Consider the following 16,589-nt stretch of genomic DNA (forward strand, 5'->3'; position numbering starts at 1 on the left):
GCCTCAGGATTCCGCCACCGCTTCGGACGAGAGGGCGAGGTACTCCCGGAGTTCGCTCGTCGTCAGGCCCGTCAACCATTCGTCGCCGCTGCCGACGATGTGATCGGCCAGCGCCGATTTCTCCGTCAGCAGTTTGTCAATACGATCCTCGATCGTGCCGATGCAGACAAACTTGTGGACCTGCACGCGGCGCGACTGGCCGATTCGATGCGCTCGATCGGTCGCCTGCTGTTCGACCGCCGGATTCCACCATCGGTCGAAATGGAACACGTGATTCGCGCGGGTAAGATTCAGGCCGAAGCCGCCTGCTTTCAATGAAATCAGGAATAGCCGTACATCTCCGTTTGGATTCTGAAATTCCTCAACGAGCGCGTCTCGCTGCTTCGCGGGCGTGCCGCCATGCATGAAGAAGGTTCGAGCGCGCAGCCGCTCCTCGAACATCTGCCGAAGCAGTTCACCCATCACGCGATACTGGGTGAAGATCAGCGCCGCATCACCTTCTTCAAGCACCTCCTCAAGCATTTCGACAATACGTTCGCACTTGCCGCTGCGTCCCTCCAGTTGCGGCGAGTTGTCCTTGAGGAAATGAGCGGGATGATTGCAGATCTGCTTCAATCGTGTGAGCGTGGCGAGAATCAGGCCGCGCCGCCGAATACCGGCGGCCTGGTCGATCTCGGTCAGCATCTGCTGGACGGTTTCACGATAAAGGGCCGCCTGCTCGGGCGTGAGATTGCAGAAGACGCGCATCTCCATCTTTTCCGGCAGATCGCACTCGATCGTCGGGTCGTTCTTGAGCCGTCGCAGAATAAAGGGACGAATCATCCGCCGGAGCTGCTCGGCGCGCTGCTGGTCGCCGAGGCGTTCAATGGGAATGGCGAACTGTTTCCGGAATTGCGCCGCCGATCCGAGCAAGCCGGGGTTCAGCGTCTCCATGATTGACCACAACTCGGAGAGATGATTTTCCAGCGGTGTACCGGTCAATGCGAGGCGGTGCGCCGCGGGCAGGGACCGGATCGCGATGGTCTGGTGCGCGCTGGGATTCTTGATTTTCTGCGCTTCGTCCAATGCAATGCGATGCCATTGAACACGCGAGAGAATCCTTGAATCTCTGTGGGCCAGTCCGTATGTGGTGATGATGACATCGTGTTTCCGAGCGGCATCGACGAAGCTGTCCCCCGTCAACCGCTCGGGACCGTGATGAACGAGCGTTCGAATTCGCCGGGCGAATCTCTGAATCTCCCGCTGCCAGTTTCCCACCACCGACATCGGCACAAAAAGCAGTGTCGGCCCGACATCGGGCTGAAGCCGGCGCTCATGCAGCAGCAGAGCGATAAGCTGAATCGTTTTCCCCAGGCCCATGTCATCGGCGAGGCACGCACCCAGTCCGAGCCGGTTCAGAAAGGTCAGCCATTCCAGGCCGCGAACCTGGTAGGGACGCATAGTGCCGTTGAATTCGGTCGGCTGGGACAGCCGATCCAGACGCGTTTCGGGCAGCCGATTCAGCAATTGCTCGAGCCATGATGCGCCCGTAAGGCCGACGATGGGCAGGCCCGTCTCCGCTTCGTCAAGCCCGGCCGACAGCCGAAGCGCCTGTGCGAGCGTCACGTGGCCCGAGCCGCGTTGTTGCAGGAAGTTTCGAGCCTTCTCGGCCGCGATCTGATCCATATCGATCCACTGGCCGCGCAAACGGACGAGGGGCGAGCCGCGAGCCGCCAGCAGTTCAAATTCAGCCGGGCTGATGCGTTCATCTCCGATGGCGATACGCCAATCGAATTCGATCATACTTGTGAGGCCGAACGTGCCGAGTGAAAGCTCCTCGTCGATGGATCGGTTTGCCTGGGGGCGGACAACCAATTCAAGGCCGAACCGGTGATTCCGTGTCTGAGCCCATTCAGGCAGATCCACGTTGAATCCGTCGGCCAGCAGCATCGGCGCCTGATCGCGAATGAAGCGATGCGCCTCGCCGGTATTGAGCGTAAGTTCGTCGGTAATCCGGCCTTCCAGCAGGCCGCGCAGATCAGGAAGAATTCGCGACGCGCGGGCAAGTTCCGCACGAAGGTGCGCGCCGCGGCTGCTCAAGCGAGCGGAGAGAATTGATCGCTCCTGAATCGGCTCGCGGAGGATTTTCTCGACGTCGAACGATTCGTCCTGGTCTGCCGCGCGATAATCAATCCGGATGCGCCAACGTTCATCCAGGTCTTCCGTCGGTACCGGGCCTGTTTGATCTGATTCCAGCGGCGAGGCAATGCTTTCGGATCGGGATTCGTCCGTTTCATCGCCCGCGGCGCCGGAAGGGACATCGATGAGCGAGTCGGCCGGGTCGGCACTGACCGGCTCGATCAGCGTGAAGCCCAGTTCGTGCCGGGTATGAGGAAATTCAGAGACCCGCAACGCCGCCCAGTCGCGAATCTGTGATGCAATCTCGTCGGCGTCTTCGACCGGCCAGGAAAGCGTGCGACGATCGCCGACCAGGCTGGCAATCCATGCCACTTCCCACTTGCGCTCGGACGCAGCGCGCTCATGGAACTCGCGGTAGAACTCGTCTCCATCGAGGCTTCGGCGAATGACGGCTTCGCAGATCGACATGAGAAAATCATCGATCAGCCGGACCGGGTCGCGCTCCCAGCGGTCTGTGGTGTCAAGACATCGGCACATCGCCGGCATTACGGAGGCAAAACGATCAAGCCACTCCAATTCGCCGGGATCGACCACCTGCGCGATCCATCGCCCCTGGTATCGATCGGGGCCGACTCGCTCGACGCTCGGCGCGAACTGCTGACGGGCCAGAAGCGACAGGGCGTAATGCGCCAGTGTTCGCCAGTAGTCGAATGTCGTCGGCGCGGCCCCGGCCGCCGGTCGTTTCATTCCAATCAGCAGATCCATCGCGTCGGCCGCTCCGACGGACAAGGCCGGAACCCGGCACAGAGCCAGTGCCGCGCCTGATCGTTCACCACGAGAATGACATTCAACGCTCCCGGGCGGTGCGGGCGAATCGCCTTGCATGGGAAGCCAGAGAGACAGGTCGGATTCGGTCGCGATGGATGCCAGCAGGCCGTCGGGCGTCAGGTCGCCCAGGGCTTCCTGTAGTTCACTCGGCCCGAGGGCGCGTATCGGGGTGTGGATACGCGCCGGAGGATCGAGCATCAGGGCCGCGCCGCCGCGCGTGACCTGGGGTGCCATTGACACGACATCATTCGTCGGATGGACCTTTTCCGCGTGCTCGCCCCAGACGTGCAGCTTCGACGAAAACCAGATTGCGTGAAGGTTATATTGCATTCAGCGGTAGACGAAGCCCCTGGGCGACGAGATTCCCTGGCCGTGTGTGCCCGCGGCCGTTCCGTGAAATCGAACGGGGTATTGTATGCCCGCGGATCGATTGTTGCACGTTCAGGATTGCAGTGGCGTTTTTTGACGGCGAAATGCATGGAAATGGCGATGGCATCGCATGCCCGGCTGTCGTCCGCGGGAGCGACAGCCGGCCTCGGCTCGACATCAATGTTGCGACAGGTGCGACGCCGTCAAGGCGGGCAGGATTGCACATTCAGCACGGCCGACATGAATGCGCTGATATCGCGACCATCAACAGTTCCGTCGATATTGGCGTCCGCTCGGCAAACCGCCGGTCCGGAGTCGGGCGGTGTCAGGACGGCATTCACAAAGGGGGCCACATCGCCCAAATCGACCTGGCCGTTTGACGTGAAATCGCCGACGCAGCAACCTGGCGCCTGCCCGCACAATTGGGATGCGCACTGAACTCCGACACCCTGGAAGGTTCCGCCTGCCGCGGCGCAGTCTGCCGCAAGCAACATACTGCAGGATCCGCCGATGCAGCATGCGCCGTTGCACGCGAGGTCAAAGATGTGGACCGTGCCGGTATTCGTCGCGCTCACTTCGCCGAACTCGGCCCCGGCGATCAGCGTGGTCCCGTTCCAATCCACACTGCTGCCGAGCCGGTCTCCAGTTTCAGCGCCTGGCGACGTGATTCGCTCGCGCTGCTGCCAGGAGCCGTCCTGTCTTACAAACAGGTACACTGCGTTCTCGCCTCGGGCGCCGATGGCAATCGAGCTTCCGATCATCCGAACGGCCGATCCGAAGTTCGCGCCGCCGACTGGCGTGGCCGGTGCGAGCTTCTGCGATTGCTGCCACGTTCCGCCGCTGCGTTCGAAGACATAGGCCGCACCAGACTGAAATCCGCCGCTGAAGGTCTGATACGCGCCGACGACAATGGTCTCACCGCTGATGTCGACGCTCCAGCCGAAGAACGAATTATTGACCTGGTCCGAAGCCGTCAGCTTCTGGGAAAAGGTCCAGACGCCTCCGACCCGCTCATAAATATAGGCTGCGCCGTGCAGCACGAGTCCAGTGCGAGCGAGTCTGGCGCCGACCACCGCCAGATCACCGCGTACGACGACCGAAGAACCGAACAGGGCCGAGGGTGACGGATCGCTCGGGGTGAGTTTTTGTGTCTCATGCCAGGTTGCGCCGTCATACTCGAAGACGTAGGCGGCACCGGCGCCGGTCGCGCCGGTGTTATCCTGCATGGCGCCGACAAAGAGCGTGTTCCCGTCGAGCGACACGGACTGGCCGAACAATTGGCTTGCCTGGGATGTTGATGCAAGGTACTTCGCGCCTGGGATCCAGACGCCTCCGACGCGGGTGAACTCGTAGACGGCGCCGACCGGCGTACCGCTTGCCTGGGCGACCGGCGCGCCAACGATGATACGATCGCCATCGATGGCGACGGATTTTCCGAAGCTGGCCCCATCGGTGGCGTCAAAGGCGGTCAACTCGCTTTCTTGCGTCCACACGCCGCCATTGTCACGGAAGACAAACGCCGAGCCGGAGGTGCTATTGCGCGTTCGGGCGCCGGCGACGAACGCCGAGCCACTCAGTGATGCGCTCTCGCCCATTGCATCGAAGTTCGGATCGGTCGCTTCGACTTCCGCCACGAATTCGAAATCACAGGTGACCGGCGGCGGGGGCGGCGTGCAGGTGGCTGGAGTGCAAACAGAGCCGTCGCCCTGGAAATCTCCTCCCTGCGCGGTGCAGGTTCCGAGCGTAAACTCCGTGCAGACTTCGTTCGGCAGGCAGCAGGCGCCGAATGCGAGCGTCGAACATGCGCCTGAGGCGCATTCGGTAAGGTTGCCCTGATATTCTCCGCCCGAGGCGATGCAGGCCAATTGCGACGTTTCGATGCACGATGGACCGTTGCAGCAGGCGCCTTGTGCAAGAATCTCGCAGGATTCTCCACTCAGCAGAACGTCAATGAAAGTCTGAATATCCCGGCCATCGATCGCGGCGTCGCCGTTGACGTTGGCGGCGCAGTAAGCCGGATCGGACGGCGGAATCGGATCAAGGAGGATTCCGACGAAGATGGGCACGTCGATCAGGTCCACGACACTGTTTAAATTGACATCGCCGGGACAGCATTGGGTGTTCGGCCCGCAGTTGATCGAGAGGACGCCGGTTCCCGACGCGCCTGCAACACCGCCGATGCGAATCAGGTAGCACTGGGCTTCGTTGACCGACAGGAAAAGATCGCTGGCTCCGTTCGGTCCGCACCCGTTGTTGTCGCAGTCCGCCAGCGTCTGACCGTCACCACATGCTTCGCAGTCGTCATAGACGGCGATGACAGTGTCGAATGCCACGGAGCCGCAGACGGTGATATGCGCGACACCGGTGCAGGGCGCCACATACCGATACCACAGGTCTTTTGTGGGCTGCTCGCATGTCGGCGCAGGCGGAATCGGCGCGGGGCTGTCCGATGCCGTCGTCGTGTCAAACGGAGTCTGACCGTCGGTGATCGTGATGGCGCCGTCGCATTCGTCGTTCGGCGGGAAGGACGGGCAGATCGCCTCACTGCACGTTTCGCCCGAGAAGAACTGATCGCCCTGGGCGAGGCAGTCATCGATCAGCACGGTGTCATCGCAGGTTCGATCCGCATGACAGCATGCGCCGATGGTATCAGTCGTGCACACGATGTTGAGCACGCCGCTGCCGAATGAATCGTCACCGCTCAGCGCGTTGCCGCCGACTCGAATCAAAAAGCAATCGCCCTGCGTGGCACTGACGAGGACGCGCGAGAGCGAGCCGATCCCGACGCCGTCATTGCTGCATACCCGCTCGCTGGAATCTCCGTCGGGCGAACTGAGCGGACACTCTGCCGGGCACACGCCGTTCTGACCATAGACCGCGATTGACGTGTCGAAGCTGCTGCCGAGGGTGTCGATGATGAGAGTTCCGGTGCACGGGGCGACATATTGATACCAGAGGTCCTGGACAATCGCGCCACAGTCGGTGATGGGGGCATTCGGGTCGGTCGTCGCGAGCGTCGTCTCGAATGCCTCGGAGACGGGGCTGCCGCTCAGCGCGATTGCGCCGAGACACAGGTCGTTCTCCGGCGTCGTCGGACACGTATCGATCTCGCAGATCTGTCCGAGACGGAAGGTGTTCGGGGCCAGACAATCCACGTCTTCGACCAAATTGCAGGTTGAGCCGTCCGCCGAGCAGCATGCTCCTTCGTTGGGACGGATGCAGTAGATATTCAGGACGCCGGGGCCGCCGCTGTTGTCAAATCCGTCGTCATGTCCGCCGACACGGATGATCAGACAATCGCCGGCGCTGACGCCGTTAAGGTGGACGCGTGCAAGGTTGTCGTCAGGTGCGAAATCATCGTTGCAGGCGATCTCCCGATTTGTCAGGTCATTGCAGAGTGTGGGGTCGGGGCAGACGATGCCGTCGCTGAAGTCGTACACAGCGAGGAATGTGTCGTAGCTGCTGCCTGTGGTGGTGATTTTCAGATCACCGGTGCAGGGTACGACGAAGGCGTACCAGATGTCCTGCTCAATTGAACCGCAATCGGTCGGCTGGCCTCCCGGTGTGCGGGTGGCGCGCGCCGTGTTGAAGGTTTGGGTGAGCGGTGTGATGCTCGGCAGCGGGGCCGGATTGGTGCAGGCATCGTTGTGCAGACATGTCAGCGGCGATTCGCAGGGCTGACCCTCGAACCAGCGCGCAGGCGGGGTGCAATTGGCTTCAAATTCGATCGTGCAGGCACCGGTGACGGCGTTGCAGCAAGCGCCCTGGCCCTGCGGCACGCAGAAGACGCGAAGAATGCCCGGGCCGCCGTCGGGACTGCCGTCGGGCTTGCCGCCGACTCGAATCTTGATGCACTCTCCCACGACAACGGGGCGAACGATGATGGCGTAGTCTTCACCGGGGTCAAACGGGTTATCGTCGTTGCACTCCAGGAAGTCCGTATTCGAGGTGGGGCAGGGTGGGCAGGTCGAACTGCCGTTTCCGTAAAGTGCGATCACGGTGTCAAATGAGCTGCCGATGGTGGTGACAACCAGTGTGCCGTCGCAGCCCGCTGAGTAGTTGAACCAGATATCGCGAGCAATCTGTCCACAGCCGGGAGGCGCCGGTGTGGCGGGATCGGTTGTGGCGTTCGCGGAGTTGAAAGGCTGCACTACGACACTTCCGCCTATCGGAAGGCTCTGCGCGCAGTTGTTGTTTACAGGGGGGCGGGTGCAGTCAATCGCGGGCGAGCAGACTTCGCCAAGTCGAAACGCGTGCGAATTGAGACTGTTGCACTGCGCCTGGGTGGCGAGAATGCACTGATCCACGTTGAAGGCGTCGGTATAGCAGCAGGCGCCTTGATCGCAGCGCGGCACCAGAAAATCACAAAGCGTTCCGGGGTTGAATGATTCGTCGACCCCCGTGCACGCCACCGGGTCAATCACGCGATCGACATCAACGCATGCGCCGGTGAGCGTGTTGCAGCATGCGCCAATGTCGGTACTGACCTCAGCGCCGAAGAGTTGGAATGACAGCTCCTTGTATGCGCCGGGAGTGCCGCCGACGGAGCAACTGGCGGTTGCCGAATTGCCCTCGACCACGGTCCAGAACGGCAGATCAAAGGTCGCACCGCGATGACCGGGAAGGGTGCTGCCCGATGTTCGATTCGCGAAGCACCACGCAGATTGGGGCGGCGCCGGATACCGTGGCATGACCGAGATCCAGTATGTCGTCTCGGCGGAGAGCACGAAATCGACCGGAATGTCAATCTGATGGACGATTCGGCAACCGGTGTTCACTTCGATCTGGTTCGTGAGCGACAGCTGTGGAACGAGCAAGCTATGTACCACCGTGCCGGTGAAGACGACATTGCCGCCGGAAAGCGCGGGTGCCCCAGATGGCTGATTCAGCGGAGAATTTGCATAAATCGTAACATAGACCCCCTGGGTCCAGTTCGCCTGTGGATTCGCCGTCGCTGATCCTGAGCCGAAGAAATCGAACGCAACGCGGACCGTAGTGATGCGATAATTGACGCCCGGATTCGAAACGGAATCCGGCAATCGAAAATCATCGGCTGCCGCGGCAATGAAACGCCAGAACGTCGTGGCGCCGTCGATCTGGAGGCTGGCTTGTGAAGACGGGTCGTTAAAATCATCAAGCGGGGCGCCGTTGTCGTACAGGGGGGTCGTGGGCGAACCGCCTCGAGGGTCGGCCATCGATGGGAAGTGCCAGGCAGTCGCGGCATCAATGGCGTTCGTCGTCGGCGCATCGATCGCCGATTCGGCTGACGAGGTGCCTTTGGGGCCCGGCTGCTCGACCGACGATGCTTCGCCAGTCGCTTGCAGCGCCGGCTCGGAGTTGCCGGGCGGGGCCGGATCCGCAAGGACGACGGTGGCTGTGCGCTGCGTGAACACTCCGACAGCCAGCGCGGCCAACATGAGCATGAGAACTGCATATTTCCGCGCGTCCGCGCACGGTTGCCCTTCGGCCATGCGGATGACTCCTTCCGATCCTGGGTTCGATCAAGTACCAGCGGGGCTCGCGTCGGACGCAGCCTCGTGATGCCCCCATCCATACATACTGTGTCTCATGCCTCGCCCAACCGTCGCTCCCCGGTGAATTCGGCGTGCCCACTCTGTGCCGGCCAGTCGCAAGATTGATCCTCGGGACGACCGCTCGATGAATCCCCCTGGGTGCGGACGAAGGCTCGGTAATTCCCCGCGCCGGCGAATCTTCGGTGAGGGTCCCGTCGACCTTTCGGCGGGCGCATTCGGCATGAGATATAAAGACTATACCCGCTCCGACCCCGCAATCCTAGCCTGCCGCAAACAGAAACGCCGTCACGCGGGCCGAATTTCCATCGCTCCATTATCGGCCTGCACCCAGTGTCCCTTGATTTCCTGCATCGTCTCGATTTCCGAGGCCGTCGAAACTTCCACGCGCGCTCATTCCCGTCGTTTGCGCCGCTTCTTGTGGATCGGGGCGTCCGATGGATAAGCATTGGGCGTTGCACGAACCGGACCCGCGCCGCGCCTGGCGGCAGCTACCGGATCCGGGGTAGCGTTCGGAAGGCTGGTTACGTTTGAAGGAATCGGCCCTTCCCGGTCGGAATGGGTTGCCGAACGCGCCGGTTTGCGGGGGTGAGTCGTGTTCGGACCTGCCTTGGGGTCGATGGCGGTCGAGGCAGTTTCCGTCTGCTGACGGCGGAGCAGATTCCGAAGCACCGCAATCAGCGTCTCACCGTGGAAATAGTGTTCTGGCAGACGCCAATGGAGCGTTTTTCCATCCGGAAAGCTGACTCGACCAGCGGCGCCTGTGAAATAGGGATCGAGTCTGCGGACCTCGCCCGAGAGTCTGAAAATCAAATCCGGCTCGCGCTTGATGATCGACTCGATGCCCGCTTCACTCGCGCGGACCCGGATTTCGGCGAGCGCGATCAATGTGCTCACGGTCTGCGGGTACGGTCCGTAGGCGTCGCGCAGGTCGCGTTCAAGCTGGTCCACATCCTCGGGCGTGCGGCAGGCCGAGAATCGGCGATAACAGTCCATGCGCTGGCGGTCTGACGCGACGTAACCTCGTGGGATATACGCTTCCAGGTCCAGTTCGAGGTGAACCGCAACGCGCTCATTCGGCGGCTCGCCGCGCATTTGCCTCACTTGTTTCTCCAGAAGCTGGCAATAAAGCTCATATCCCACCGCGGCGATGTTCCCGCTTTGCTCAGGTCCGAGGATGTTTCCGGCGCCGCGAATCTCCAGGTCGCGCATGGCGATCCGAAAGCCGGCGCCAAGATCGCTGAATTCTTCAATCGCCTTCAACCGGCGGGCGGCAGTATCGGTGAGCGGTCGATTCGGACTGAGCAGGAGATAGCAATAGGCGCGGTGCTTGTAGCGACCGACACGGCCGCGAAGCTGATGCAGGTCCGCGAGGCCGAACATGTCGGCGCGATCGATGAACATGGTGTTCGCATTGGGAATATCAAGTCCCGCTTCAATTATCGTGGTGCTGACGAGAATGTCCGCCTCGTGACGAATGAATTTCATCATCACGGCCTCCAGTTCGTCACCATCCATTTGTCCATGTCCGACGATGATTCGTGCATCCGGCGCGAGCGTGGCGATACGTGCTGCGACGGCCTGGATGGATTGAACTCGATTATGCACGAAATAGACCTGCCCATCGCGATTCAGCTCGCGCGCGATGGCTTCCCGGATCATTTCGTCATTCCAGTGTGTCACGCGCGTCGCGATCGATCGGCGATCCATCGGCGGGGTCGCCAGGCTGCTGATGTCGCGCAAGCCCACCATGGACATATGCAGCGTTCGTGGAATCGGCGTTGCCGAAAGTGTCAGGACATCGACAGTCGTGCGCAAACGCTTGAGGCGTTCCTTGTGTTCGACGCCGAAGCGTTGTTCTTCGTCAACGATGGCGAGCCCCAGGTCGGCGAATTGAACGTCTTTTGACAGGATCCGGTGTGTTCCGATGAGGACGTCCACCTGCCCCTTCCTGGCGGATTCAATGATGTTCCGCTGCTCCTTCGGAGATCGAAAGCGATTCAGGCATTCCACACGAAATGGATAGTCGGCAAATCGCTCGCAAAACGTGCGATGGTGCTGGTCGGCCAGAACGGTGGTCGGCACGAGCACGGCAACCTGCCTGCCGTACTCAACGACCTTGAAGGCGGCGCGCATCGCAAGTTCCGTCTTGCCGAATCCGACATCACCGCAGAGCAGCCGGTCCATCGGCCGGCTGCGTCGCTGATCCTGTTTGATTTCACTCAACGCAGTGAGTTGATCCGGAGTTTCGGCGTAGAGGAATGAGTCCTCGAACTCGCGCTGCCAATGCGTGTCGTCCGGGTAGGACACGCCGGGCTGCGATTGTCGCTCGGCCTGAATTCGCAGGAGATCGGATGCAAGATCGTTTAGCGATTCCTCGACTTTCGCCTTTGTCGATTGCCAGCGTGTACCCCCGAGCTTCGACAACGTTGGGCGCATGCCCCGGGCGCCGATGTACTTCTGCACGAGGTCGATCTGCGTGACCGGAACATGGATCGTCGAGTCCTCGGCAAATCGCAGTGTGAGAAACTCCTCGCTCTTCTTCGAGTCGGCTTTGCGCATCGTCTTCATGCCGACAAATTTCGCGATGCCATGGACGATGTGAACGACGTAGTCGCCCTCGTTCAGATCGAGAAACGACTCGATCGCGCGGCCGGCTGTCGCCTTGCGGATGCGCCGAACCTGCGAATAGCGTCTGAACAACTGATGGTGCGGAACCACCGCGACGCGTTTTCCGTATTCTCCTTCGCCGTGCCAGATGAATCCCTCGTGAACAAGCCCGATTGCCGTCTCCATCCGGAGTGCGGTCGACGGATCGACATTCGCATCAGCGGTGACCTGCTCAATAAGTTCGCGGAGCCGCTGTTCCTCGCCCCGGTTGTCGCAATAAACGACCGTCGGCATTTCCTCCGCCAGCAGCAGCAATTGGCGCACGGCGTCGGTGGATTTGGACTCAAATTGCGGCAGGGGCTCGCAGGCGATTCGGGCTGTGTCCCCATCCGGTACTCCGGCAGTCGGAAAGCGGCTGAGTTGAAGCTGTCGCAGGGGCTGGAGTCCTCGGAGGATGGCTTCGAACGGGTAATGCCCGATGGGAGAACCGAGGCGGTCGAACACGGTCTTGGCGATTTCGGCAACCTCGAGCGGTTCATTGATGACGACGAGGCATTCGTTCGAGAAATAGCTCCACAGGCTCGTCGTTTCTTCGTGCATGGACGTCGAGAGGGCCGGCGATCGCGTAATCCGCGTCATCGGCAGCTCGCGGATTGATCGTTGCGTTGCGGACTCGAATTGTCGGATGGATTCAATCTCGTCCCCGAAGAAATCAAGACGCACCGGATCGGCATCGGCCGAAATGAAGATGTCGAGAATGCCGCCGCGCAACGCGAAATCGCCCGGCTGTTCGACCTGGTCCAGTCGGACAAACCCGCGCTCCACGAGCCACTGCGCAATCGATTCGGGATCTCGCTGCTCGCCTTTGACGAGTGTCAGCGTATTCGCGTCGAGATTGCCTGGTGCGGGCACGGGTTGCATCAGCGCCTGAATCGGCGCGATGAGGATGGATATGGTTCCGTGGCGCAGCAGATCGCATAGCCGGGCACGTTCGACGCCAATTTCGCCCGCACCGCTTCCCTCGTTTGGCAGCGTCTCCCATGCGGGAAACAGCTCGATTCCGCGGCCGCCGGCGGCTTCCATGTCGTCCAGGGCGTGGTCGGCCTGTTCAGCGTGAGCGCACACGTAAAGCACGGGCGCGTTTCGCTGCGCGGCGATCAACGTAGCCAGGATGGGCGCGGAACTTCCCCACAACCCGTTTGCAGCCGCCGGGGTCTTCGATGAAGACAGATGGCTGTTTAGGGCTTTGAATGCAGGATCGTGGACGATCAGATCGCCCCAATTCACATCGCGGATTATCGGCGTTTGCCCGTGCGAAGACAACAAAAGTCGGACCGGTTGAGCGACCGTCCAGAAAAAATCAGCATGGCGGCAAGAAAAATCGCGCCAAAAGCGCCGACTTGAACATTGGAATACGCTATTATCGAGCAAGGCTCTGTTCGTCCTTCGGGCGAATCCAGGTCGAAGTGCGTCGGCCACGACGCATGATCAGGGTGTGGGTTGAGTGGGTCGCCGAGCAGCACAGCCGGCGAAAACACGCGTCTGTTGCAACGGACCGGATGGTCCGGACATGGCGGCGGCGGACGCTCATCGGGAGACATCATGGCGGTTTCAAGTCGGTCGTACGGCCGAGCATTCGGCGCGTTGTCGGTATTTGCCATTGCGGTGGCCGGACTTGTGCTGGCGTTGCCCAAGCACGCAGAACCGGTTGCGCTGTCAGCACAATGCCAAGTCAACAGCACATTGGCTGCATCGGATTCTTCATGGGAAAGGGAGCGGGCCGCCCATGTTGAGAAAATGGAAAGCATCATTTTCCCGCATCTGATCGATTCCTTGACGCCCGTGCAGCAGGACCTGCTGATGACCCGCATTCGAGATCTTTACTATTCCGAACCGCCGGCCATGACGCCGGCCATGCTGTGTTTCGCTCCCGGAACGCCGGACGAGGTCGTCGAGGCTTTTGCGGCCGTTGATGAGTTTGAGGGGCGTTACAACCAGACCAACCGATGGTCAACGACGGCATCCGGATCGACCGGTTCCCAAGGCAATCCGATCACGCTTACATACGGCTTTCCCGCGGATGGCGTGAACATTCCCGTCGTGTCCGGAGTCGGTTTCGCCGCCGGACCAAACCAACTCAATGCGTGGCTGAATGGCCGGTACGGAAGTCAGGCGGTCTGGAAGCCGATCTTCGACTCCGTCTTCAATCGGTGGTCACAGCTATCCGGCGTCACCTATGTGTACGAACCCAACGACGATGGCGTCGCCATGCATCAGAATCCCGGCGTCCTTGGCGTTCGCGCGGATGTGCGCATCGGAGCCAAGCAGTTTGTCTCAAGTTCGAGCGGCCTGCCTGACGGAAACGGCAACGTTCTGGCATACAACAACTTCCCGAACGACGGCGACATGGTCTTGGATGCGTTCGACACTTTCTATAACGATACATCGGGAAACTCGCTCAAACTGCGAAACGTCGTCTCGCACGAGCACGGACACGGCACCGGCCAACTGCATGTGTGTCCGATCAATCAGTCCAAGCTGATGGAGCCGTTCATCTCGACCGCGTATGACGGACCTCGTCACGATGACGTTCGCAATATGCAGCGTCATTACGGTGATCCCTTCGAACCGGACAACAATCCCGCTCAGGCTACCGATCTCGGAGACTTCACGATCGGCAACGGCTTGACGGTCGGAACGGTTCCGCTTCCGTCCATGCCGTTCGGTTCGTTGCTCAGCATTGACGCCAATAGTGAGCAGGACTACTTCTTCTTTGAGGTTAATGCCGCATGTTCCGTCACGGTGACCGTCACTCCGATCGGCACGACCTACGACGACAGCGATCAGGCCTGCCCGGGACAGAGCGGCTCCTGCTGCAGCGGAAACAACTTCGATTCGCTTTCGGTCGCCGATCTGAATGTCGATGTGATCGGGCAGAATGGTGTCACGGTTCTTGCAACCGGAAACTCATCGCCGATCGGACAGCCTGAGACATTGACGAATGTTCAGTTGACGTCGCCGGGCGGCTACTTCTTCCGCGTCTATGAAGGCAACACACCCACGTCCACCCAGCTCTATCGCCTGAATTTTTCGATCAGCGCTCCGGTATTTCAACCGCCGTCGATCACGCTGCCCAATGGGGCGCCGACGCTGCTGATCGGAGGGGAGCCGAAGTCGTTCAATGTTCAAATCGATCCGGGCAACGACTCGGTGGTCGCCGGCTCGAGGTTGCTTTTCTATCGATATGACGGCGGTGCGTATCAGTCGGTTCCGCTGGGTTCGCTCGGCGGAAATCTCTACTCTGCCACGCTGCCCGCACCGACTTGCAGCGCGACCCCCCAGTTTTATCTTTCCGCGACTGGCGTCACCGCCGGACAGGTGACGAATCCGGCCGGCGGCGCTTCCGCTCCGTACACCGCGACGATCGGGCCGATTCCTCTGATTGACAACTTCGAGTCCGATCAAGGCTGGACCGCGGTGCTCGACGGCGGAGACGGGCTGTGGCAGCGCGGCGTGCCCGTGAATTGCAATCGAGGAGATCCACCGTCGGATTTCGATGGCTCCGGCCAGTGCTACCTGACAGACAACGATCCCAACAACTGCAATTCCGACGTCGATGACGGATCCACCACGCTTACGTCGCCACCGTTCAGTATGGGCGAGGGTGATGTCATCTCCTATGCTTACTGGCTCAACGATTTCACCGGCGGTTTGCTCCAGGGCGGCGATTCGCTCCGAGTCGAGATCGCGACGGACAGTGCCGGCACCAACTGGGCCACGGTCCGCAACTACACCACTGCGCTCAACGCATGGCGTACCGACACCATCACGGTCGGCGTCGATGTCAGCCCTTCGCAGACGATGCGGATCAGGTTCACCGCGAACGATATTGGCACGCAGAACGTGGTGGAGGCGGCGATTGATGCCTTCGTCGCCGACGGTCCGATTTGTGAAGATCCGATTGAAACGCCGGATGTGCCGACAGGCGTGACCGCTGAAGACGGCGCCGCCTGCACCGAAATCACGCTGGGTTGGAATGCTTCAGCCGGTGCCGTCGATTACCAGGTCTATCGAGGTACCGTCGATGACCCCAATTTGGCCACTCAGCTTGCATCAGGTGTGGTGGGCACGGGTTTTGTCGACTCCACTGCCCCGGTAGGCCAGATCCTGTATTACTGGGTCAAGGCGTGCAATACGTCGGGGTGTTCCGACTTCAGTGCGTCCGATACGGGATCGACGCTGTCGCCGCCGGGAGTTGTGTCAGGCCTCAACGCCACCAACGATACGATATGCGGCGCGATTGAAGTCACGTGGAACGCCATGATCGACGCGGATTCATATGTCGTTCGCCGCAATACGCTTGACGACTTTGACGGCGCGGACGTCATCGCCAACATCGCTGAAACAAGTTTCCGCGACGGGCAGACTGATCATCAACTGGACTACTACTACTGGGTGACGGCATCGAACGGCTGCGGCGAAGGTGAGCCTGGCTCTGCAGCCGTCGGCAGCGCATCGCCGAAAGGTGATTTCAATTTCGACGGCTTCATCGATGGCGCGGATATTCAAGGTTTTGTCGAGGCTATGTTGGGTGAGCCTTCGACCTTCGAATGTGCCGACCTCGATGCACCGCTTGGCGTCCTCAATGATGACGACATCGCTGCGATGATCGCCCTGCTGCTTGCGGGTGCGTAAAATCCCGCGATGGAGGCACTGGTTCAATGCGGCGGCCGACGAGCGAGGACCGGCCGTCGCATGTGGCCGCGCGTGCGATCTGCGAGATTGATTGATTCTGAATTCAGCGTGAAGGCTGATTCCGCACAGTTCCCAGAATCAAGAAACGATTGCAGTAGGGAATTTTCTTAGCATCGCGAAGGCAGTCGTTGACTATAATCTGCCGAGGACAGACAGAGCGATGGGCGTGCCAGCCCACGTTTGACCACGATCCTTCCTCTCTCCGGCCCGAACACTCGTGGTTGAACTTGGCACGCCTGTCGCTCTTTTTGTTTCCCCCCCCGGGGCTCTTCCGGTCCGTTAAAGTTTTCACACGGTTCTCTCCTAACTCCCCTTCAGTTCAGGAAAAACATCCGGGCTTGAGCCGCGCGTTGCCGGCTTACCTCACGTGATTTGCTT

Annotated in this window: 4 protein-coding genes; 1 reads left to right on the forward strand and 3 read right to left on the reverse strand. The window is 60.7% G+C overall.

The features are described from left to right. Positions 1-3 precede the first annotated feature (3 nt). The 3 genes from KF841_13290 to mfd all read right to left on the reverse strand — a co-directional run bounded on the left by KF841_13290 (position 4) and on the right by mfd (position 12,743). On the reverse strand, positions 4-3,180 hold the full coding sequence (locus KF841_13290; protein ID MBX3396331.1) for a DEAD/DEAH box helicase: 3,177 nt from the start codon (positions 3,178-3,180) through the stop codon (positions 4-6). Positions 3,181-3,518: 338 nt separating this feature from the next. Then, complete coding sequence (locus tag KF841_13295; GenBank protein MBX3396332.1) at positions 3,519-8,786, reverse strand: hypothetical protein; 5,268 nt, start codon at positions 8,784-8,786, stop codon at positions 3,519-3,521. A gap of 453 nt (positions 8,787-9,239) precedes the next feature. Continuing rightward, positions 9,240-12,743 carry a transcription-repair coupling factor gene (gene mfd, locus KF841_13300; protein MBX3396333.1) on the reverse strand — a complete coding sequence of 1,168 codons (3,504 nt, stop codon included), beginning with the start codon at positions 12,741-12,743 and terminating at the stop codon, positions 9,240-9,242. Between the two features lie 315 nt (positions 12,744-13,058). On the opposite strand from mfd, the gene KF841_13305 reads away from it, so the two are divergent. Then, complete coding sequence (locus KF841_13305) at positions 13,059-16,151, forward strand: matrixin family metalloprotease (protein MBX3396334.1); 3,093 nt, start codon at positions 13,059-13,061, stop codon at positions 16,149-16,151. The last annotated feature ends 438 nt before the right edge of the window (positions 16,152-16,589 follow it).

This window comes from Phycisphaerae bacterium (assembly GCA_019636475.1).
Taxonomy (GTDB): Bacteria; Planctomycetota; Phycisphaerae; order UBA1845; family UTPLA1; genus JADJRI01.